General features: G+C 60.1%; 20 protein-coding genes and 1 tRNA gene. 7 read left to right on the top strand and 14 right to left on the bottom strand.

What is annotated here, in order from left to right; all coding sequences use genetic code 11:
- Positions 1–140 precede the first annotated feature (140 nt).
- The 3 genes from BLV81_RS14170 to pcaF are packed head-to-tail and all read left to right on the top strand — an operon-like array spanning position 141 to position 2,673.
- Positions 141–806 carry a 3-oxoacid CoA-transferase subunit A gene (locus BLV81_RS14170; RefSeq protein ID WP_092357315.1) on the top strand — a complete coding sequence of 222 codons (666 nt, stop codon included), beginning with the start codon at positions 141–143 and terminating at the stop codon, positions 804–806.
- Positions 803–1,450: a CoA transferase subunit B gene (locus BLV81_RS14165; RefSeq protein ID WP_092357313.1), complete on the top strand. Its 648-nt coding sequence runs from the start codon at positions 803–805 to the stop codon at positions 1,448–1,450. Before BLV81_RS14170 ends, BLV81_RS14165 begins: the two co-directional genes overlap by 4 nt.
- An 11-nt stretch (positions 1,451–1,461) precedes the next feature.
- Complete coding sequence (pcaF, locus tag BLV81_RS14160) at positions 1,462–2,673, top strand: 3-oxoadipyl-CoA thiolase (protein WP_092357396.1); 1,212 nt, start codon at positions 1,462–1,464, stop codon at positions 2,671–2,673.
- A gap of 180 nt (positions 2,674–2,853) precedes the next feature.
- On the opposite strand, the gene pcaD is transcribed toward pcaF, so the two are convergent.
- From pcaD to pcaH, 4 genes are read right to left on the bottom strand one after another with little or no spacing between them, the layout of a single operon-like run.
- A complete protein-coding gene (gene pcaD / locus BLV81_RS14155) occupies positions 2,854–4,116 on the bottom strand; it encodes a bifunctional 4-carboxymuconolactone decarboxylase/3-oxoadipate enol-lactonase PcaCD (protein ID WP_092357311.1) in 1,263 nt (420 codons plus the stop codon).
- Positions 4,117–4,127: 11 nt separating this feature from the next.
- Positions 4,128–5,522 carry a 3-carboxy-cis,cis-muconate cycloisomerase gene (gene pcaB / locus BLV81_RS14150; RefSeq protein WP_092357309.1) on the bottom strand — a complete coding sequence of 465 codons (1,395 nt, stop codon included), beginning with the start codon at positions 5,520–5,522 and terminating at the stop codon, positions 4,128–4,130.
- A gap of 18 nt (positions 5,523–5,540) precedes the next feature.
- Positions 5,541–6,059, bottom strand: a complete 519-nt coding sequence (locus BLV81_RS14145) for a peptidase associated/transthyretin-like domain-containing protein (protein ID WP_092357307.1) — start codon at positions 6,057–6,059, stop codon at positions 5,541–5,543.
- Positions 6,060–6,071: 12 nt separating this feature from the next.
- The gene (gene pcaH, locus BLV81_RS14140) at positions 6,072–6,764 is read right to left on the bottom strand and encodes a protocatechuate 3,4-dioxygenase subunit beta (protein WP_092357305.1); all 693 of its coding nucleotides are present in this window, start codon (positions 6,762–6,764) and stop codon (positions 6,072–6,074) included.
- A gap of 142 nt (positions 6,765–6,906) precedes the next feature.
- On the opposite strand from pcaH, the gene BLV81_RS14135 reads away from it, so the two are divergent.
- Positions 6,907–7,680: an IclR family transcriptional regulator domain-containing protein gene (locus BLV81_RS14135; protein ID WP_092357303.1), complete on the top strand. Its 774-nt coding sequence runs from the start codon at positions 6,907–6,909 to the stop codon at positions 7,678–7,680.
- A gap of 295 nt (positions 7,681–7,975) precedes the next feature.
- Here BLV81_RS14135 and BLV81_RS14130 read toward each other — a convergent pair whose 3' ends face one another.
- The 3 genes from BLV81_RS14130 to BLV81_RS14120 are packed head-to-tail and all read right to left on the bottom strand — an operon-like array spanning position 7,976 to position 9,190.
- On the bottom strand, positions 7,976–8,422 hold the full coding sequence (locus BLV81_RS14130; protein ID WP_092357301.1) for a YeeE/YedE family protein: 447 nt from the start codon (positions 8,420–8,422) through the stop codon (positions 7,976–7,978).
- 1 nt (position 8,423) lies between these two features.
- Positions 8,424–8,858 (bottom strand): YeeE/YedE family protein, encoded by a 435-nt coding sequence (locus BLV81_RS14125; protein ID WP_092357299.1) that lies wholly within the window; start codon positions 8,856–8,858, stop codon positions 8,424–8,426.
- A complete protein-coding gene (locus tag BLV81_RS14120; RefSeq protein ID WP_092357297.1) occupies positions 8,852–9,190 on the bottom strand; it encodes an ArsR/SmtB family transcription factor in 339 nt (112 codons plus the stop codon). The genes BLV81_RS14125 and BLV81_RS14120 overlap by 7 nt, the downstream gene beginning before the upstream one ends.
- 94 nt (positions 9,191–9,284) lie before the next feature.
- Here BLV81_RS14120 and BLV81_RS14115 point away from each other — a divergent pair, with 94 nt between their 5' ends.
- The gene (locus BLV81_RS14115; protein WP_092357296.1) at positions 9,285–10,145 is read left to right on the top strand and encodes an MBL fold metallo-hydrolase; all 861 of its coding nucleotides are present in this window, start codon (positions 9,285–9,287) and stop codon (positions 10,143–10,145) included.
- A gap of 176 nt (positions 10,146–10,321) precedes the next feature.
- Here the strand turns inward: BLV81_RS14115 and BLV81_RS14110 are convergent, their stop codons facing one another.
- The 3 genes from BLV81_RS14110 to BLV81_RS14100 form a co-directional block, all read right to left on the bottom strand.
- On the bottom strand, positions 10,322–10,552 hold the full coding sequence (locus BLV81_RS14110; RefSeq protein ID WP_369823882.1) for a hypothetical protein: 231 nt from the start codon (positions 10,550–10,552) through the stop codon (positions 10,322–10,324).
- A 13-nt stretch (positions 10,553–10,565) separates the two neighbouring features.
- On the bottom strand, positions 10,566–11,015 hold the full coding sequence (locus BLV81_RS14105; RefSeq protein ID WP_092357294.1) for a ribonuclease H family protein: 450 nt from the start codon (positions 11,013–11,015) through the stop codon (positions 10,566–10,568).
- Positions 11,016–11,282: 267 nt separating this feature from the next.
- Entirely contained in the window at positions 11,283–11,765 is a 483-nt protein-coding gene (locus BLV81_RS14100) for a hypothetical protein (RefSeq protein WP_092357292.1), read from the bottom strand.
- Between the two features lie 221 nt (positions 11,766–11,986).
- On the opposite strand from BLV81_RS14100, the gene BLV81_RS14095 reads away from it, so the two are divergent.
- A complete protein-coding gene (locus tag BLV81_RS14095) occupies positions 11,987–12,787 on the top strand; it encodes an oxygen-binding di-iron domain-containing protein (RefSeq protein ID WP_092357290.1) in 801 nt (266 codons plus the stop codon).
- Positions 12,788–13,269: 482 nt separating this feature from the next.
- Positions 13,270–14,637 (top strand): alpha/beta hydrolase family protein, encoded by a 1,368-nt coding sequence (locus tag BLV81_RS14090; RefSeq protein WP_092357288.1) that lies wholly within the window; start codon positions 13,270–13,272, stop codon positions 14,635–14,637.
- A 48-nt stretch (positions 14,638–14,685) separates the two neighbouring features.
- On the opposite strand, the gene BLV81_RS14085 is transcribed toward BLV81_RS14090, so the two are convergent.
- From BLV81_RS14085 to BLV81_RS14070, 4 genes are all read right to left on the bottom strand, one after another.
- A complete protein-coding gene (locus BLV81_RS14085; RefSeq protein WP_092357286.1) occupies positions 14,686–15,045 on the bottom strand; it encodes an SPRY domain-containing protein in 360 nt (119 codons plus the stop codon).
- A gap of 20 nt (positions 15,046–15,065) precedes the next feature.
- Positions 15,066–15,935, bottom strand: coding sequence for a helix-turn-helix domain-containing protein (locus tag BLV81_RS14080; protein WP_092357284.1), 870 nt, complete (start codon positions 15,933–15,935; stop codon positions 15,066–15,068).
- 231 nt (positions 15,936–16,166) lie between these two features.
- Positions 16,167–16,242, bottom strand: a tRNA-Asn gene (locus BLV81_RS14075).
- A 108-nt stretch (positions 16,243–16,350) separates the two neighbouring features.
- On the bottom strand, positions 16,351–17,568 hold the full coding sequence (locus BLV81_RS14070; protein ID WP_092357282.1) for an amino acid aminotransferase: 1,218 nt from the start codon (positions 17,566–17,568) through the stop codon (positions 16,351–16,353).
- Positions 17,569–17,681 lie beyond the last annotated feature (113 nt).

Genomic DNA, 17,681 nt, shown 5'->3' with positions numbered 1-17,681 from the left:
CTGGGCACTCACTGCTGGATACACTAAACGTTCGGTAATCAATTATTTGTTCGATTATCGCACACATTGGTATATTTGGCTAAGGCAGCCGGCAGCGTACGACAGCAAGTCAGCGGCCGTGCGCATCACCGAGACGGAATATGATCGACAAAACATTTGAATCAATGGAGCGCGCCGTGGCCGACATCCATGACGGCGCGACCATCATGATCGGCGGCTTTGGCAACGCCGGCATGCCGGCGGCGCTGATCGACGCGCTGATCGAGCAGGGCGCGCGCGAGCTCACCATCGTCAACAACAACGCCGGCAACGGCGACACCGGGCTGGCCGCGCTGCTGGCGGCGGGGCGGGTGCGCAAGATCATCTGCTCCTTTCCGCGCCAGGCCGATTCCCAACACTTCGACGCGCTGTACCGTGCCGGCAAGATCGAGCTGGAACTGACCCCGCAGGGCAACCTGGCCGAACGCATCCGCGCCGCCGGCGCCGGCATCGGCGGCTTCTTTACGCCGACCGGCTATGGCACGCTGCTGGCCGCCGGCAAGGAGACGCGCGAGATCAATGGCCGCATGTACGTGCTGGAGTCGCCGATCCACGCCGACTTTGCGCTGATCAAGGCGCTGCACGGCGACCGCTGGGGCAACTTGGTGTACCGCAAGACCGCGCGCAATTTCGGTCCCATCATGGCGATGGCGGCCAAAATTACCGTGGCCCAGGTGCAGCGAGTGGTGGCGCTGGGTGAGCTCGATCCGGAAGCGATCGTCACGCCCGGCATCTTTGTCCAACGTGTGGTGCAGGAGGCCGTATGACGAACCGTTACACCCGTGAACAGATCGCCGCCCGCGTGGCGCAGGATATCCCTGAAGGCGCTTACGTAAACCTGGGCATCGGCTTGCCGACCAAGGTCGCCAACTACCTGCCGGCCGAGCGCGAAGTGTTCCTGCACAGCGAAAACGGCCTGCTCGGCATGGGCCCGGCGCCGGCGCCCGGCGAGGAGGACGAGGACCTGATCAACGCCGGCAAGCAGCCGGTGACGCTGCTGGTCGGCGGCGCCTATTTCCACCATGGCGATTCGTTCGCCATGATGCGCGGCGGCCATCTGGATATCTGCGTATTGGGCGCCTTCCAGGTGGCAGCCAACGGCGACCTGGCCAACTGGCACACCGGCGCGCCGGACGCGATTCCAGCCGTCGGCGGCGCGATGGACCTGGCCATCGGAGCCAAGCAGGTGTTTGTGATGATGGATCACCAGACCAAGAGCGGCGAAAGCAAGATCGTGGAACAGTGCAGCTATCCGCTGACCGGCGTGGCCTGCGTCAACCGCATCTATACCGACCTGGCCGTACTGGACGTTACGCCGGCCGGACTTGCGGTGCGGGAAATGGCGCCCGGACTGAGCTTTGAAGAATTGCAGGCTGCGACCGCAGCAACCCTGCTGCCGCCGCTGAAATGAACGAGGACAATATGAAAGAAGCGAAAGAAGCATTCATCTGCGATGCGATCCGCACGCCCATCGGCCGCTACGGCGGGGCGCTGAAGGACATGCGCGCCGACGACCTTGGCGCGCTGCCGCTGCGCGAACTGATGCGCCGCAATGCCGGCGTCGACTGGAAAGAAGTCGATGACGTGATCTACGGTTGCGCCAACCAGGCCGGCGAAGACAACCGCAACGTGGCGCGCATGTCGGCGCTGCTGGCCGGTCTGCCGCAGGAAGTTCCCGGCTCCACCGTCAACCGCCTGTGCGGTTCGGGCATGGATGCGGTTGGCACGGCGGCGCGGGCGATCCGGTCCGGCGACGCCAGCCTGATGATCGCCGGCGGCGTGGAATCGATGACGCGCGCGCCTTTCGTCATGGGCAAGGCAGACGCGGCGTTTTCGCGCAGCGCCGCCATCTACGACACGACCATCGGCTGGCGCTTCCCGAACCAGCTGATGAAACAGCTGTACGGCGTCGATGCGATGCCGGAGACTGCCGAAAATGTGGCTGACGAATACAAGATAAGCCGTGCCGACCAGGATAAGTTCGCCTTGGCCAGCCAGCAAAAGACCGCGCGCGCCCAGCGCGACGGCCTGTTCGCCGACGAGATCGTGCCGGTGTCGCTAGCGCAGAAGAAGGGAGATCCTGTCGTCTTCGCGCAGGACGAACATCCGCGCGAGACCAGCGCCGAAGCACTTGCCAGGCTGAAAGGCGTGGTGCGTATTGATGGCAGCGTCACGGCCGGCAATGCCTCCGGCGTCAACGACGGCGCCTGCGCGTTGCTGATCGCCAGCGCCGCAGCAGCGGCGCGCCACGGCCTGACACCGCGCGCGCGCATTGTCGGCATGGCGGCGGCAGGCGTGGCGCCGCGTCTGATGGGCATCGGCCCGGCGCCGGCCACGCAGAAGCTGATGCGCCAGCTGGGCATGACTTTGGACCAGATGGACATCATCGAACTGAACGAAGCCTTCGCCTCGCAGGGACTGGCGGTACTGCGTGAGCTGGGCCTGAAGGACGATGATCCGCGCGTCAATCCGCTGGGCGGCGCGATTGCACTGGGCCACCCGCTGGGCATGAGCGGCGCGCGGCTTGTCACCACCGCGCTGTATCAGCTGCGCCGGACCGGCGGCCGCTATGCGCTATGCACCATGTGCATCGGCGTAGGGCAGGGCATTGCCATCGTCATTGAGCGGGTATGAAGCCTCAGCATTGAATACAGTAGGAGACACCACGCTATGAGCCGTTTGCAGACGGTGTACATCCGCAAGGCGGAAGCAACTGGCGGTTCGTTCTACAACGTGGAGTTCGACAAGGCGCGCGATCCGGGCGTATAAGTTTTCCTGCGGCGGCGCCTGATTTGAAGGCGGCGCCGCCGTTGCTTATAGATTCTCGATGAAACTACGCACCGCCTGGCCGAAGGCCTGCGGCTGCTCGATGCAGCTCAGATGTGAAGCGTTTTTCAATATATCAAATTGCGCACCGGGTATGCCGTTCGCCAGCGTCTGCGACATCGCTATTGGCGTGCCCTGATCCAATTCGCCGGCGATTACTAGCGTAGGAACGGTAATTGCGCCTAGCCGCGCGGTGGTGTCGACGTTGCCGACCGCATGGCAGCATCCGACGTAGCCGATGGCATCGGTACTGACCACACGCCGGCGGAAGCGCGCCACTGTGGCGCCATGGCTGCCGCGGAATTCGTCCGTGAAGTAGCGCCCCATCACTGCATCGCCGATAGCCTCCACGCCTTGTGCTTGCACGGTGGCGATGCGTTGCTGCCACATCTCGCGCGCCGCGTCCGGATAGGAGGACGTGGTATTGGCCAGCACCAGCGCACCGACCAGCGTCGGATGGCGCAGAGCCAGCTCCTGGCCGACCATGCCACCCATCGACAGCCCTACCCATACCACCGATCCGGTATCGAGTTCGCGCAACAGAGCGGCAGCGTCATCGGCCAGCGACGCCATGTCGTACATGCCTGGCGCTGCTTCCGAACTGCCGTGGCCGCGATGGTCGTAAGCGATCACGCGGCAATCTTCGGCCAGCAGATTGGCTAGCTCGTCCCACATGGTCAAGTCGCAGCCCAGCGCGTGGCTAAGCACCACCGTGTGGCGCGGCGCCTTGCCGTTATGGCGCGCGCGCGCAGTATAGTGCAGAGAGGGCTTGCCGCTGCTGCGGCCTTCAAGGCCGATGCCGGGATGCGTGACGGCTGCCGGCTCCAGCGGCTCCAGCAGGTAGCCGATCTGCGGGCCGATTTCGCGCAGGATCACCAGGGCGTGTGTAAATGCCGTGTTGGCGGCCGGTACGCCGGCGTATATGGCCGACTGCATCAGCACTTCCTTCAGCTCGTCCGGCGTCAGGCGGTTTTCCGGATCGCCCAGCAGCGCGGCGCGCACGTGCAGGTCGAATTCTTCCCAGCGGCCCAGCGCGACGGTAATCGACAGGACGATGGCGCGCCGGGTCTTTTGTTCCAGGCCCGGCCGCCCCCAGATTTCGTTCCACGCAAAGCGCGTGATCAGGTTTTGGAATTCGGCATTGAAGCTGTTGGCGTTGGATAGCGAGCGCTCCACCCAGGCGTCGCCCAGGATGCTGCGGCGGTTATTCAGGCCACGCTCGAAGTCGTGGTCGATAGGATCGTAGCTCATGTTGTGCTCATTTATTTATGATAGGTGTGGGCCAGGTTCAATGCAGCAATATCGCCGCGCAGGCTTTGCAACTGCCGCTGCGCCAGCCGGTGTGCCGGCGCGGTTGCCGCCGCGGGATCGAACAGTGTCTTCAGGTGCTGCAGATCGACATGGCCGCGCAGCGCCGGATCGGCTTGCACCGCCGCGGTCAGCACCTCGGCCAGATGGCGCTGGGTGGATAGCGCGACGCCGCTCATCTTTTCCAGCAGTTCATGGGACTGCGGACGGCCGATGACGGCCGCCAGATAGGCAGCTGCGGCTTCGGCGAACACCAGTCCTTGCAGCGCATCGATATTGCGCAGCATGCGCGCGCTGTCAACCTGCAAGCCGGCGAAGGCATCGTTCAACGCCTGCAGGGCGCCGTGCGTGCTGAGGAACAGGCCCGGCCACTCGGCCAGTTCGGCCTGCCAGTTTCCCAGGCCACGCTCGTGCTGCTGGCCCATGCTCGCCAGCAGGGCCGCGCCATGCTGCGGTGTGCGCGTGGCGGCGGCCAGTGCGATCATGGCCGATACCGGATTGCGCTTGTGCGGCATGGCCGATGAGCCGCCGCGGCCATTGCCGGATGGTTCCGCCAGTTCGGCGACTTCACCTTGCGCCATCAGGCTCAAATCGGTGGCGAGCTTGCCCAGGCTGCCGGTCAGCACTGCAACCTCCAGGCCGAGCCGCACCCAATCGTCGCGCTGGGTGTGCCAGGCCGCATCGGCGACCTTCAAGCCCAGGATGGCGGCCACGCGGCTAACAACCGCTGGACCTTGTTCGCCCATTACCGCTAGCGTGCCGACGGCCCCCCCCAGCTGCAGCTGCAGCGCGCGGGCCGCGCACTCCCGCAGGCGCGCACGCGCGCGCACCAGGGGGGCCAGCCAGCCGGTCAGCTTGAAACCGAAACTGGTCACCTGCGCCGGCTGCATCAGCGTCCGCGCCAACACCGGCGTGGCAAGGTGCTGCTGCGCCAGTTGCAGCAGGCGGCCGCTGAGGTCGCACAGGCCGTCGTCCAGCAACTGCAGGGCGTCGCGCGTGGCCAGTACCATCGCGGTGTCGATCACGTCCTGGCTGGTGCTGCCCCAGTGGACCTTGGCGGCAGCCTCGGCGTCATACAGCGCCACGGTCTTGGTCAACTCTTTCACCAATGGAATCGCCAGGCTGCCAGCGCGGCGGCCGGCGCTGATGATGGCGGGGATGTCATACAGCTGCGCATTGCAGACGGCGGCGATGGCGCGCGCCGCGGCAGGCGGCAGCAGCCCCTCGTCGGCCTGTGCCTGCGCCAGCGCCTGCTCGAAGCGGAACATGGCTTGCACGATCGCCGCATCGTCGAAGACGGCGATCATGTCGGTGGTGGTCAGGAAGCTATCGAAGATGGATACACTCACTGCGGCTCCGATTCAGAATCATGCATAGTCGAAAAATACCGTTTCCTGCTCGCCCTGCATGTGTATGTTCCAGCTGTATCGGCCGGCGCCTGTTTGCGCAGCGATCAGGGTGGGGCGGCGAGCAGCAGGTACTTGCGCCAGTATTGCCGAATCCCCCAGTCCAGCATCGTCTTCCAGGAACACGGCGGTGAACTGGTGCTTGACCAGGCCGCGCGCGAACACCGTCACGTAGGCTGCCGGTTCCCCCTGGGCCTGCGGGCATACTGACAAGCGCAGGCTGAATTTTCCCGCGTCGTCGCTGGGTAGGCGGCGGAAGCCGGGAATCGCCTGGCCGGATTCCGCAGCGGCGGCGGCCGGCTGCCAGGCTTCGATCTGGGCATCGTTGATCGGAACGCCGTCGCCGTCGTAGATGATGCCGCTGACGACGATGGTCGGCGCGCTGGTTTGCAGGCGGTCGGCGGCGCTCAGTTCGGTCGCCCAGTTCCAGGCTTCGTGGGAAAACGGGCCTATGGTTTGCGAGGTCGTGATTTTGCTCATTCGGTACTCTCCTTAATTGTCCATCGGCGTGGCGTCGCGGCCGCGCAGGACGATGTCGAATTCATAGCCCAGCATTTGGTCGCCCACAGTGTGCTCCAGACTGTAGCGCGAGATCAGGCGCTGGCGCGCGGCCAGGTCCGGAATGCTCTGGAAGATCGGGTCGTAGTCGAACAGCGGATCGCTGGGGAAGTACATCTGCGTTACCAGGCGCTGCGCATACACGTTGCCGAACAGGGAAAAATGAATGTGGGCCGGGCGCCATGCCTTGTCGTGATTGCCCCACGGGTAAGGGCCGGGCTTGATGGTGACGAAGCGGTAACGGCCTTCGTCATCGGTCATCATCTTGCCCCAGCCGTGGAAGTTCGGGTCCAGCGGCGCGTGATGCTGGTCGCGCTTGTGGCGGTAGCGGCCGGCAGCATTGCATTGCCAGACTTCCAGCAATGAGTTGCGCACGGGCTTGCCGTCTTCGTCCTGCACGCGGCCGGTGACGACGATTTTCTCGCCCAGCGGTTCAGCGTCGCCCTGTGCGGTCAGGTCCATGTCGTTAGGCAAGAGGATGCGCGGCGACGGCGCGATATTCTGTTCTACCGGCAAGCCTGCGGCGATGCGCAGCGACGGCTGGACCGGGCCGCGCTTGACGGTCGATTTGTAGGGTGGATAGATCAGTTCCGGATAAACGCCGGGTGCGATGGCATCGAATTTCAAAGCATGACTCCTTGTAGGTGATGCGGCAGGGATGAAGACGATGGTATGCAAGCCGTCACTCCGTCACAAGGGAGTTAAGGCATGCTATATTCGCTATGCGCACAATTTGTGCGAATATCGCCCAAATTTGCGTTTATTTATCATGGATACCGAAATCGACCTGCCAGCCAGGCGCGACTTGATCGCCGGGCTGGAAAAAGGCCTGCAAGTGATCGAAGCCTTCGACCAGGAACGCAGCCGCCTGAGCATCGCCGAGGTGGCCGAACGCACTGGCCTGACGCGCGCGGCGGCGCGGCGCTACCTGATCACGCTAACCCACCTCGGCTATATGCGGCATGAGAACAAACTGTTTTCGTTGACGCCGATGGTATTGCGGCTAGGGCAGTCCTACCTGCACTCGGCACGGCTGCCGCGCGTGGTGCAGCCGCTGTTGTACCGCCTTGCGTATGGGTTGGGGGAAGCCGCATCGGTCGGCGTGCTCGATCACGACCAGCTGGTGTGCGTGGCCGCCGTCAGTGCCGGGCAACTGGTGTCGGCCACGCTGCAGCCCGGCACGCGGGTGCCGGCGTACTGCACCGCTAACGGCCGCATGCTGCTGGCCAACCTGACGCCGCAGCAGCTCGAGGCTTTCCTGGCGCGTACCCAGCCGGAGCAGATCACGGAGCACACCATCGTCAACAAGGAACGCCTGGCGCTAGAGATCGCGCGTGCCAGTGCGCGCGGCTATGCGCTGGTGGACCAGGAACTGGAACTTGGCCTGTGCACCATCGCCGTCCCGCTGAAGAACTTCCGCGGCGAAGTGGTGGCGGCGATGAACATCAGCGTGCACGCCGGTCGCATGCCGATCGAGCAGATGGTGGAGCGTTGCCTGCCGGCGCTGATCAAGATACAGGTCGAGCTGAACGCCTTGCTCTAGGGCCTGTTAACATTCAATTCGGGAGATGCGTTCAAACCAAAACGTATGGTGGCAAGCCATGCAACGCGGCCAGCGCACGTTTTGGTTCGTACAACCTGCAGCGACTTGTCATGTTGAAAGAGCGAGGTCTCCCGGCGTTCTGATGCGAAGGCCGAGGGGCCAAATTCGGCCTTCAATCGGACCGATCGGACTGATAGGCAGTGCCGGAATGGCTGTTCTTGCGTCACGCAACCAAAAAGTATTCAACTGAAATTCGTCCAGCTACGATGCGCCGCCTCACCGGGGCAAAAACGAGTTATTCGAGGTGGTTTAAAGCCTGCTGCCGATTCGACTTCACCCGCTCGAGCATATCGAAGACGAGCATGCCGGCTACCATGGCGGCAACAAAGCCCCATGCCTTCGGGTAACCCGCGCCCAAGGCGACTAGCGCAGGACCAGGACAGAAGCCTGCAAGGCCCCAGCCGATGCCGAATGCTGCGCTTCCCAAAACCAATCTCAGCGTTACCTTCGCACTGGCTGGCAGCTGGACGGGCAATCCCAGGAACGAGCGCTTGCGGCGTTTGGCAATGAAGAACGCGAGCGAGCCGACGGCTATCGCACCGAGCATCACGAAGGCCAGCGACGGGTCCCAGCGTCCTGCCAGGTCGAGGAAGCCAAGCACCTTTGCCGGGTTGGCCATGCCGGAAACCATCAAGCCGATGCCGAAGAGCAGGCCAGCCAGCAATGCAGTGACTGCGGTCATTTCAGCCTCCAATCAGATGTCGTTGCACGAAGACGGTCGCGCAGCCCGCCGCCATGAAGGTCGCCGTCGCGATCAGCGAGCGGATGGCGCCGCGCGAGATGCCGCAGACGCCATGGCCGCTCGTACAGCCGCCGGCATAGCGGGTCCCGAGGCCAACCAGAAAGCCGGCGATGAGGATTTCGCCCCAGCCGGCCTGAATGTCGGGAGTCGCCGGATTGCCGAACGCGTTCGCGAGGATTGGGGCGCCGACCAAGCCTGCGAGAAAGGTTATACGCCATGCCATGTCGTTGCGCGGCAGACTCAGCGCTCCTCCGAGGATGCCGCTAATTCCGGCGATACGGCCATTGAAGAGAACCAGCACGGCTGCCGCCGCGCCAATAAGCAGCCCGCCGGCCAGCGACAAGCCGGGTGTGAAGTTTCCTAGATCCATCAACATGTTGTCTCCTGTTGGACATTGGCGCAAAACTGTTCATAAAGAATCCTCATCACGGCAAGCGCTTCCGCGCTTGCAATGGAATAGAAGATGCTCCTGCCGTCCCGCCGCGTTGCGACCAGGCCGTTTTCACGCAGCACGCCGAGTTGCTGGGAAAGAGTAGGCTGCCGTATGTCGAGCCGCTCCTCCAGCTCATTCACGCATAGCTCGCCCTGGGATAACTGGCACATCAGCAGTAGCCGGTCCGGATTTGCCAGCACCTTGAGCAGCGCGCAGGCTCGCGTCGCAGAGGCCTGCATGGTGCCAAGGTCAATAATGGCGGGAGTCTCGTTCATATGCTGAGATATTAATGAGATAATTTATCTTAATATATTATATCATTTGATATAATTATTGCGAGTAGTGTTTTTATGTCCACGGAGACCCCTGATGCCGCACGTCATACAACCATTCTTCGATCCCGCGACTTGGACCGTGACCTACGTGGTCTACCAGGAAGGGCAGCCGGAGTGCGCCGTCATTGACTCCGTGCTGGACTATGATCCCAACGCGGGGCGGACCTCGACGGCAAATGCCGACAAGGTCATCGCATTCGTGCGCGAGCACGAGTTGCGGGTGGAGTGGATCCTGGAGACGCATGCTCACGCTGATCATTTGTCGGCTGCGCCTTATCTCCGAAACCATCTGGGCGGCAGGATTGCCATCGGGCAGAATATCCGCAGCGTGCAGGGCGTCTTCAAGAAGCTGTTTAACCTGGAGCCGGAGTTCCGGCCCGATGGCTCGCAGTTCGACCATTTGTTTGAAGAAAACGAAGAATTTGCCATTGGCGGCCTGAGCGCCAGAGCACTCCATGTACCTGGCCATACGCCTGCCGATATGGCCTACCAGATTGGGGATGCGGTCTTTGTCGGCGATACGATCTTCATGCCCGACGTCGGCTCGGCCCGCTGCGACTTCCCCGGCGGCGATGCGCACGAGTTGTATCGCTCCATTCGCAAGCTGTTGGACCTGCCGGGCGCCACCAGGCTCTTCGTGTGCCACGATTATCCGCCAGCGGGCCGGGAGCCCGCTTGGGAAACCACCGTATGCGCCCAGAGAAAATACAATATCCACGTGCATGACGGCGTGAGCGAAGAACAGTTTGTGGCCATGCGCCAGGCGCGCGATGCGACGCTGGAAATGCCAACTCTGATTTTGCCTTCGGTACAAGTCAATATCCGGGCCGGAGAATTGCCGCCCGCCGATTCGAACGGCGTTCGCTATCTCAAAATCCCGCTCAACGCTATCTGACGGCAATTACCCAGTTCCACAGTCCGGGCGATTTCGCGTCGGCTCAAGGCATCTGGCGAGACGACTGCGGCAGGGCGTAGGTGACACGTTACAGAAAGATGCAAATGCCAGCTTCCGGGTCAGGAGCTGAGCTACTCCCAATCGCTGCCGGAGCAGCACCAAAGACTAAGTTTCCTTCAATTGATTCGTTTAAGCCGTTGCCCGTGAATGCCCCACACGCAATCGATGCCATCCACCGAGCCACACAATGCCCAGCCGTTCCCGATCTTTTTCGCAACCACCTTGTCGCCAATTTCAGCGGCCAAACGTTCGGCCCAACGCGTCGCCGAACCCTGTCCTTTGAATAGCTCATTACCTTCGACGATTACAGTCGCATCGAAAACGGGTACTGCAAATATTGTCATCATAGATTTTCCATCCTCATACCGCGTTCATGCGCGCTAATGCAATCGCCTCGCCAACCAGCATGTCGGCTTGCTCATTATATTTATCGCCGCTATGGCCTTTGATCCAGCGGGTCACCACTTTGCGCGCATCCGCGACATGGTATAGCCGCTTCCATAGCTCTAAGTTGGCGACCAACTCCTTTTTGGAATTCCGCATGCCATTTTTCTCCCAGCCCTTGCGCCACTCTGTTAAGCCTTTTAATACGTACTGACTATCCGACACCAGCTCTACTTTGGAATCCGCAGGAATGAGCAGAAGACCTTCTATCGCAGCAGTTAGCTCGGCAATTTGGTTGGTGCCATGTCCAATAAATCCTTTGTGGTGCGAGACAATCTTGTCAGGCGTAATAATGACCGCTCCCCACGCGGCAGGGCCGGGATTGGAAGGGGCCGCGCCACCATCAGTGTATACAATCCAACTCATCCAAATTTCCTTTATGTTTCTTCAAACAACGACAATGCGAGATTGAACGGGTTTTCTTTACATCTCCCTCGCCGATTCTACCAGCGCATGCAACTGGATAAGCACTCGCATGTAGCGCCGGGGGAGTGCCTCCAATAGCTCCCGACCCGTCTCGCCGGTACCAAAATCAGGTATCTGCGCATCATAAATCACGAAGAACAACAATGCTGGCTTAACAAAAGAGTCTTACCTAAGTGGGGCGACGAGTTAAAGGCAATGCAGAAATCATCATGTCTTGATCGATTGTTGGTCGGCAGCTCGTCCATATTTCCGCCTGAGGAAACGATGGCGGCTGTCAAAGATGGCGCGGTAGACCGGCAATAAAATGGCGCCGAGCAGCGGCAAGCGGGACGCGTACTCGACCCGGTCCGACACGATGCAGCCGCCTTCGCATGGCACAACGCTGCGGGAATGCTGCCAGAATCTGTTGCTGAAGGAACTGGAACGTTCGTCGAAGCCGCGTTCCGGATCGATCCGTTCCAGACACAAGAAATGTAAATCGACCGGAAGGAAACCGAACAGAAGAACCCAGCTGCTAAACAACTGCCGCCCGGCGGGCCATTCAATGAGCGGACGCGACTTCCAGTCTCCGGGGGCTATCATGTGCACCCATGGCATGAGCTCAGCGTTGACGTCCGCAAACCTGGCGTGCGCCCAGAATTGGGATGGGGCGATTGCCAGGGCGCTGGATTTCTCAAATTTATACGGCATCTGTCGACTGTCTTTCTAATAGCGGCGGCGGTACTGGCGCCGTGCATCCCGTTCCGATCCGATCAGGGAGCTGGCAACAAGCTGGTCATATATCTTAGCTGCGTCAGTGCAGCAGCTGAACTTGCCGTCGTTGCAAACTGTCAATAATTTGATCTTTATCAAGGAACCGCAGCCGCACTCCGTACTACGCTTGTCGATTATTCATTTCACTTGAAAGATCCATGGCTACCGAGCTCTTCAATAACGGCCAGCACGTCTGCGTCATGTTTTCCGACCTGATTGAAGAAGATGAAGGCGAAGTGGTCCAGACCAACCAGTTCTTCATCTGCGATCACGGCCAGGGCGCACTGATCGATCCCGGCGGCCAGATGACCTACAACGAACTGTTCATCGCGCTGAGCCGCTTCTTCCCGCCCAAGGAACTGAAATATATCCTGGCTTCGCATGCCGATCCCGACATCGTCGCCTCGGTCGGCCGCTGGCTGACCGGCTCGGAATGCCAGGTGGTCATCTCCAAGCTGTGGTCGCGTTTCATCCCGCATTTTTGCCCGGCGGGGAAAACCGCCGGCCGCATCATCTCTATCCCGGATGATGGTTTGCGCATCCAGATCGGCCAGAGCGAAGTACTGGCGTTGCCGGCGCACTTCCTGCATTCAGAGGGCAATTTCCAGTTCTACGACCCGGTCAGCAAGATCCTGTTCTCGGGCGACCTGGGAGCGTCGATGGTCAGCAACAGCGAAGCGGCGCAGCCGGTGAGCGATTTCCCGGCGCACTTGCGCAACATGCAATCCTTCCACCGGCGCTATATGAGCGGCAACCGTGCCTGCCGCCTGTGGGCGGCGATGGTGCGGCAGCTGGATATCCAGTGCATCGTGCCGCAGCACGGCTGCATGTTCCAGGGACCGGAAATGGTGGCCCGCTTCATAGCCTGGGTCGAGCAGCTGGATTGCGGCATCGATCTGCTGAGCGAGCAGCACTACAGTCTGCCCAGGAACTGGCTGCTGCCCGCCGGTAAATTTTGAGAAGCGCCATGTTCTTGAAAGTCCAAGCAGAGGCCGGGTCCAGACCCCGCGGCGGCTGCCGATCGGCGCGGCGATGAACTACAGCTAGGCGGCAAGAAGTCGCATGTGATGGTGGATCATTGCGCGAAATTTGCAAGCTGCGGCGTCAAGGATCGAAGAAGGGAGGGGAACGTGGTGTGCCTGTCACGTCTGCGTCACAGGCCAGAAATGGAAAAGGGGCTGCATTTGCATGCAACCCTTTATATATCTTGGCTCCCCGACCTGGACTCGAGCCAGGGACCTGCGGATTAACCGTCCGAGCTTCGAATTAGTCGGAAAGCCGCATGAATAATTATCGACGTTTGCCGCGGGCCGGACATTCTATTATTTGCCAGCGCAGACGCTAGTGCCAATTGACCGCTGCGCGGGTTTGGCTCAGGCAGCGTAGTTGCCTTGCGGTAAGTATATCGGGTAGGATTTGGCACCTACGCCAAGGAATTCAAATGCCATCCACCAAAGCTCGAACCTCTACTATTCTCTTCTATTCAGTATTTGCGCTTGCCTGCTTTTCAGACGCGGCTTTTGCCCAGTCCCTGCCGCCGGCGGCGCCGGCCTGTCTTACCGGCGCCTACCGTTCACCGGCGGGCGAAATCGTCACCCTGACCCAGCGCCCGGGCTTTCCGCAGACACTGCTGGCGACTGATTTCAACGGTCGCAGCGGCGTCTTTGAAATGGCTGGCGACGGCGTCCTGAACGCAGCGCAGGATGCCGATAATCCGGCCAGGCTGGCGGGGCGCCTGACTTATGCCGGATGCCAGGCCGCTTCGCTCGACTTGCAGTTTTCCGGCGCTGACGCGCAACAATGGTCGCGGTTGCCGCTGCGGATTACCCGCACCCGTTTCATGTCCGGTGCGGTGCAGCTGAATGGCGAACTGATCGAACCGATGGCTGGCGGCGACAAACCGCCGCTGTTCGTGCTGGTGCACGGATCCGAATCGAGCGCCACGGTGGATGCTAGCAACCATGCATTCCTGATGGCGAGCCAAGGCGTCGCCGCCTTCTTGTTCGACAAGCGCGGCACTGGCGGCTCAGGCGGCGTTTATACCCAGGATTTCGTGCTGTTGGCGGGCGACGCCGCAGCAGCGGTAGGGGAGGCGCGCCGGTTGGGCGCCGGCCGTATCGGCCGCGTCGGCCTCGCCGGCTTCAGCCAGGGCGGCTGGGTCGCGCCGCTGGCGGCGCTCAAGGCGCATGCCGATTTCCTGGTGGTCGGTTATGGCGTGATCGGCACGCCGATCGAGCAGGACCAGTGGCAGGTTGATTACCAGTTGCGCCAGCTCGGCTACGGCGAAGATGTGATCGGCAAGGCGCGTACGTTAACTACCCTGGCCGGCAACGTCGCCGCATCGGATTTCCGTCGCGGCATGCCGCAATTGCTGCACGCTAAGGATAAATACGCGGGCGAGCCTTGGCTGGCGAAAGTCGATGGCCAGTACAGTGGCACGCTGCTGCGCGGCGAGGTGGGACGGGCGCGCGGCGAAAGCCCGCAAGTGATCTGGCATTACGATTCGCTGGCAGTGCTGCGGCAGCTCGCCATCCCGCAGCTGTGGGTGTTTGCGCAAGACGATTCGGTGGCGCCCAGTGCGCCGACCATCGCCCGCCTGAATGCCTTGCGCGGCAGCGGCAAGGATATCGCGATTGCGGTTTTTCCGCAGTCGGATCACGGCATCCGTTCGTTTTCCGTGAAGCCTGACGGCAGCCGTAAATATCTGGCTTACGCGGCCGGCTATGATCGACTCTTGGCCGACTGGATGAGGCAGAAGCCTTTGTCTTCGGAGGTGCAGGAGAGGATGCTGGCAGCGCCGGCCAGGTGAATTTTCGTTTGCCTCAGAGCAAGACCTGGCTCCACCTGTGTGTAAATTTCAAGAGTTATTCGCAAAAAAACCATTCATGCTGAGCAACCTGCCTTGATCGTCATACTCGCCGTAACTGATCCCGGTTCCCACCGTTATGTTCTCCTGCGTTTTCATTTCCCAGTTAGCGATGCTTTTTTGATGGTGCGACATGAAACAGGTTGTGACGAAATGGGCGCCGGGAATCTGTCGATGTAAGTTCTCCATGTAATTGATGAGCTCGTCCCATGATGCCGCTTGCGTCAGCGGGTCAGTGTAGACGGCGTTATCCGCGAGTACCTCTGAAAATATAGCCAGCCTGTCCGCCTTGCTTGTCATTTTCCAGGCAGAAGTATATTTTTCCCACGTCTTCTCAAGATCTGCATTCATGTTTGCTGGTCCTCTCGTGATCAATTTATCGGGATGGCATAGTGCATGACCGATTCATTCGAGCTGGGGTTATAGCCCGCGCCATAGAACTCCAGATCGGCCGCACTGGAGTGTCTTCTTCCGCTGCGCGGCAGCCAGGTCGAGTAAATATAGTTGATGGTGTTGTCGATCAAACTGACGGCGCCGTTGTGCGTAAATTTGGCATAGGTGCATGCCGGGATTTTAATCGCCAGCATTCCGTCAGGGATATCCGTGAGCGCCGTCACTTCAATCGCACAAAAATATTCCAGTTCATCGCTGTTCTTTGTTATCTGCCTGACGACGCCGTAACAGGTACCGCCAACCGTGTTCTTGATTTCGGATAGCCGGGGAAGGAATTGCTGCCACAGAGGCGGGAGTTTTTCGCCAATATTGTTTTTCTCGGAATCGGTGCCAAAGAAACTTGTCCTTAGCCCCACAAGGTGCATTTCCTTTTGCTCATAAATTTCAGGGACGGTATTCATCCTCTTGTTGATATGTTCAAGGTAGTCTTGATCGAACTTTACCTTCTGCGGGAATGGGCGCCTCTTTCCTATTTTTCGATATTCAGCCGGCGTAGTATCAAACGCGGATTTAAACGCCCGTGTAAAGCTTTCCTGACTTTCAAAATCCGCTTCCATTGCGATGTCGATGATTTTTTTGTCGCTGTTCAGCAATTGCTCAAGTGCTTTCCCGAGCCTTCTCGAGCGGATGTAGTCCTTGACGGTGTCGCCCGTCAGTCCTTTAAAGATGCGTTGAAAATGCCATTGGCTCAGCCCGGCTCCGCTTGCCACGGCACTGATGGAAATTGGCTGGTCAAGATTGGCTTCGATATAGTCGACGCCGCGTTGAATTTGATCGAGATAATTCATCAGTTCTCCTTAATGGACGAATGATAAAAGGATTTGAATCAGGGGCTTTGATATTTTGTGCTCGATTTCGATCAGCATGGCAGCCGACGTGTAGTCTTGAATGTCGAGGCGGAGCTGAGGCGAAACCGGTAGTTACGCGTCACGAGATTGACGTCAAGTTTGCCGTGAGGAATTGCAGAGTTGAAGGGCAAAAGAAAAGGGGCCACATTTGCATGTGGCCCCTTAGAATCTTGGCTCCCCGACCTGGACTCGAACCAGGGACCTGCGGATTAACAGTCCGTCGCTCTACCAACTGAGCTATCAGGGAATTGAAAGAAGCAGAATTATAGTCTTGAATTCGCTGAGTTGTCAAAGCTTTTTCTAAACTTTTCTACATCCCCGGAGCAGTCCTTACAACTTCTCCGGGAGCCGAATATTACAGGACTTTTGCGATTGCGGCGACAACATTATCAATATTTTTTGTATTGAGTGCGGCCACGCAGATGCGGCCGGTGTCGACGGCGTAGATCGAGAACTCGTCGCGCAGGCGGTCAACCTGGGCTTTGGTCAGGCCGGAGTAGGAGAACATGCCGCGTTGCTTGGTGACGAAATCGAAGTCGTGGCCTGGCGCTTGTTCTTTCAGTTTCTTGACCAGCAGATGACGCATTTCGCGGATCCGTACGCGCATGCCGGCCAGTTCTTCTTCCCACAGCTTGCGCAGCTCTGGCAACGACAGGGCGGTGGCGACTACCTGGCCGCCGTGGATAGGCGGGTTGGAGTAGTTGGTGCGTACCACGCGCTTCAATTGCGACAGCACGCGGCCGGCTTCTTCTTTGCTGGCAGCGACGATGCTCAGTGCGCCAACGCGCTCGCCGTACAGCGAGAACGATTTGGAGAACGAGTTCGATACGAACAATGGGCCGCCGGCTGCGGCGAAGCGGCGTACTACCTGGCCGTCGGCTTCGATGCCGTCGCCAAAACCCTGGTAGGCCATGTCGAGGAAAGGAATCAGGCCGCGCTGGGTCACTACTTCGATGACCTGGGTCCATTCGGCATCGGTCAGGTCGGCGCCGGTCGGGTTGTGGCAGCAGGCGTGCAGCACCACGACAGAGCCGCTGGCCATGGTCTTGAGCGCGTTCAGCATGCCGCTGAAGTTGACGCCGCGGGTGGCCGGATCGTAGTAAGGATAGTTGTTGACGGTGAAGCCGGCCGATTCAAACAGCGCGCGGTGGTTTTCCCAGCTCGGATCGCTGATCCAGACTTGCGCATCGGCTGCGGCGAAGCGCTTGAGGAAATCGGCGCCCAGTTTCAATGCGCCGGTGCCGCCGATGGCTTGCACTGTGATCGCACGTTTCTCTTGAACTACGGCGCTGTCGGCCCCAAATACCAGTTCTTGCACGGCCTTGTCGTAAGCAGCCAGGCCTTCGATCGGCAGGTAGGTGCGCGGCGCCAGTTTTTCAATCAGCAGCGCTTCAGCCTTTTGCACGCATTCCAGCAGCGGCACCTTGCCGTTGTCATCGTAATAGACGCCGACGCCGAGGTTGGTCTTGCCTGGATTTTGATCCGCATTGAAACCTTCGGTGATGCCGAGGATAGGATCGCGTGGCGCCATTTCGATGGCGGTGAAGAGGGAGGCTGAAAGAGGTGCGTTCATCGTGATAACATAAAAAGTTGGCTGCAAATCGAATCTTGCAGTCGGGTTGAATGCTGTGCCGGGTCACGAATACTTCGCTGATCGGCGCGGATTTACTACCGCTTATTCTACCA

It is taken from the genome of Collimonas sp. OK242, from assembly GCF_900107095.1.
Lineage (GTDB): Bacteria > Pseudomonadota > Gammaproteobacteria > Burkholderiales > Burkholderiaceae_D > Collimonas.
The sequence above is the reverse complement of the archived record's forward strand: the minus strand, read 5'-3'. Positions and strand labels throughout refer to the sequence as shown.

Excerpts from the sequence above, each read along its gene's own strand:
- BLV81_RS14170 (WP_092357315.1), top strand. The coding sequence starts at position 141 with ATGATCGACAAAACATTTGAATCAATGGAGCGCGCCGTGGCCGACATC.
- BLV81_RS14165 (WP_092357313.1), top strand. The coding sequence starts at position 803 with ATGACGAACCGTTACACCCGTGAACAGATCGCCGCCCGCGTGGCGCAG.
- pcaF (WP_092357396.1), top strand. The coding sequence starts at position 1,462 with ATGAAAGAAGCGAAAGAAGCATTCATCTGCGATGCGATCCGCACGCCC.
- pcaD (WP_092357311.1), bottom strand. The coding sequence starts at position 4,116 with ATGAGCTACGATCCTATCGACCACGACTTCGAGCGTGGCCTGAATAAC.
- BLV81_RS14145 (WP_092357307.1), bottom strand. The coding sequence starts at position 6,059 with ATGAGCAAAATCACGACCTCGCAAACCATAGGCCCGTTTTCCCACGAA.
- BLV81_RS14135 (WP_092357303.1), top strand. The coding sequence starts at position 6,907 with ATGGATACCGAAATCGACCTGCCAGCCAGGCGCGACTTGATCGCCGGG.
- BLV81_RS14130 (WP_092357301.1), bottom strand. The coding sequence starts at position 8,422 with ATGACCGCAGTCACTGCATTGCTGGCTGGCCTGCTCTTCGGCATCGGC.
- BLV81_RS14125 (WP_092357299.1), bottom strand. The coding sequence starts at position 8,858 with ATGTTGATGGATCTAGGAAACTTCACACCCGGCTTGTCGCTGGCCGGC.
- BLV81_RS14120 (WP_092357297.1), bottom strand. The coding sequence starts at position 9,190 with ATGAACGAGACTCCCGCCATTATTGACCTTGGCACCATGCAGGCCTCT.
- BLV81_RS14115 (WP_092357296.1), top strand. The coding sequence starts at position 9,285 with ATGCCGCACGTCATACAACCATTCTTCGATCCCGCGACTTGGACCGTG.
- BLV81_RS14110 (WP_369823882.1), bottom strand. The coding sequence starts at position 10,552 with ATGATGACAATATTTGCAGTACCCGTTTTCGATGCGACTGTAATCGTC.
- BLV81_RS14105 (WP_092357294.1), bottom strand. The coding sequence starts at position 11,015 with ATGAGTTGGATTGTATACACTGATGGTGGCGCGGCCCCTTCCAATCCC.
- BLV81_RS14100 (WP_092357292.1), bottom strand. The coding sequence starts at position 11,765 with ATGCCGTATAAATTTGAGAAATCCAGCGCCCTGGCAATCGCCCCATCC.
- BLV81_RS14095 (WP_092357290.1), top strand. The coding sequence starts at position 11,987 with ATGGCTACCGAGCTCTTCAATAACGGCCAGCACGTCTGCGTCATGTTT.
- BLV81_RS14090 (WP_092357288.1), top strand. The coding sequence starts at position 13,270 with ATGCCATCCACCAAAGCTCGAACCTCTACTATTCTCTTCTATTCAGTA.
- BLV81_RS14085 (WP_092357286.1), bottom strand. The coding sequence starts at position 15,045 with ATGAATGCAGATCTTGAGAAGACGTGGGAAAAATATACTTCTGCCTGG.
- BLV81_RS14080 (WP_092357284.1), bottom strand. The coding sequence starts at position 15,935 with ATGAATTATCTCGATCAAATTCAACGCGGCGTCGACTATATCGAAGCC.
- BLV81_RS14070 (WP_092357282.1), bottom strand. The coding sequence starts at position 17,568 with ATGAACGCACCTCTTTCAGCCTCCCTCTTCACCGCCATCGAAATGGCG.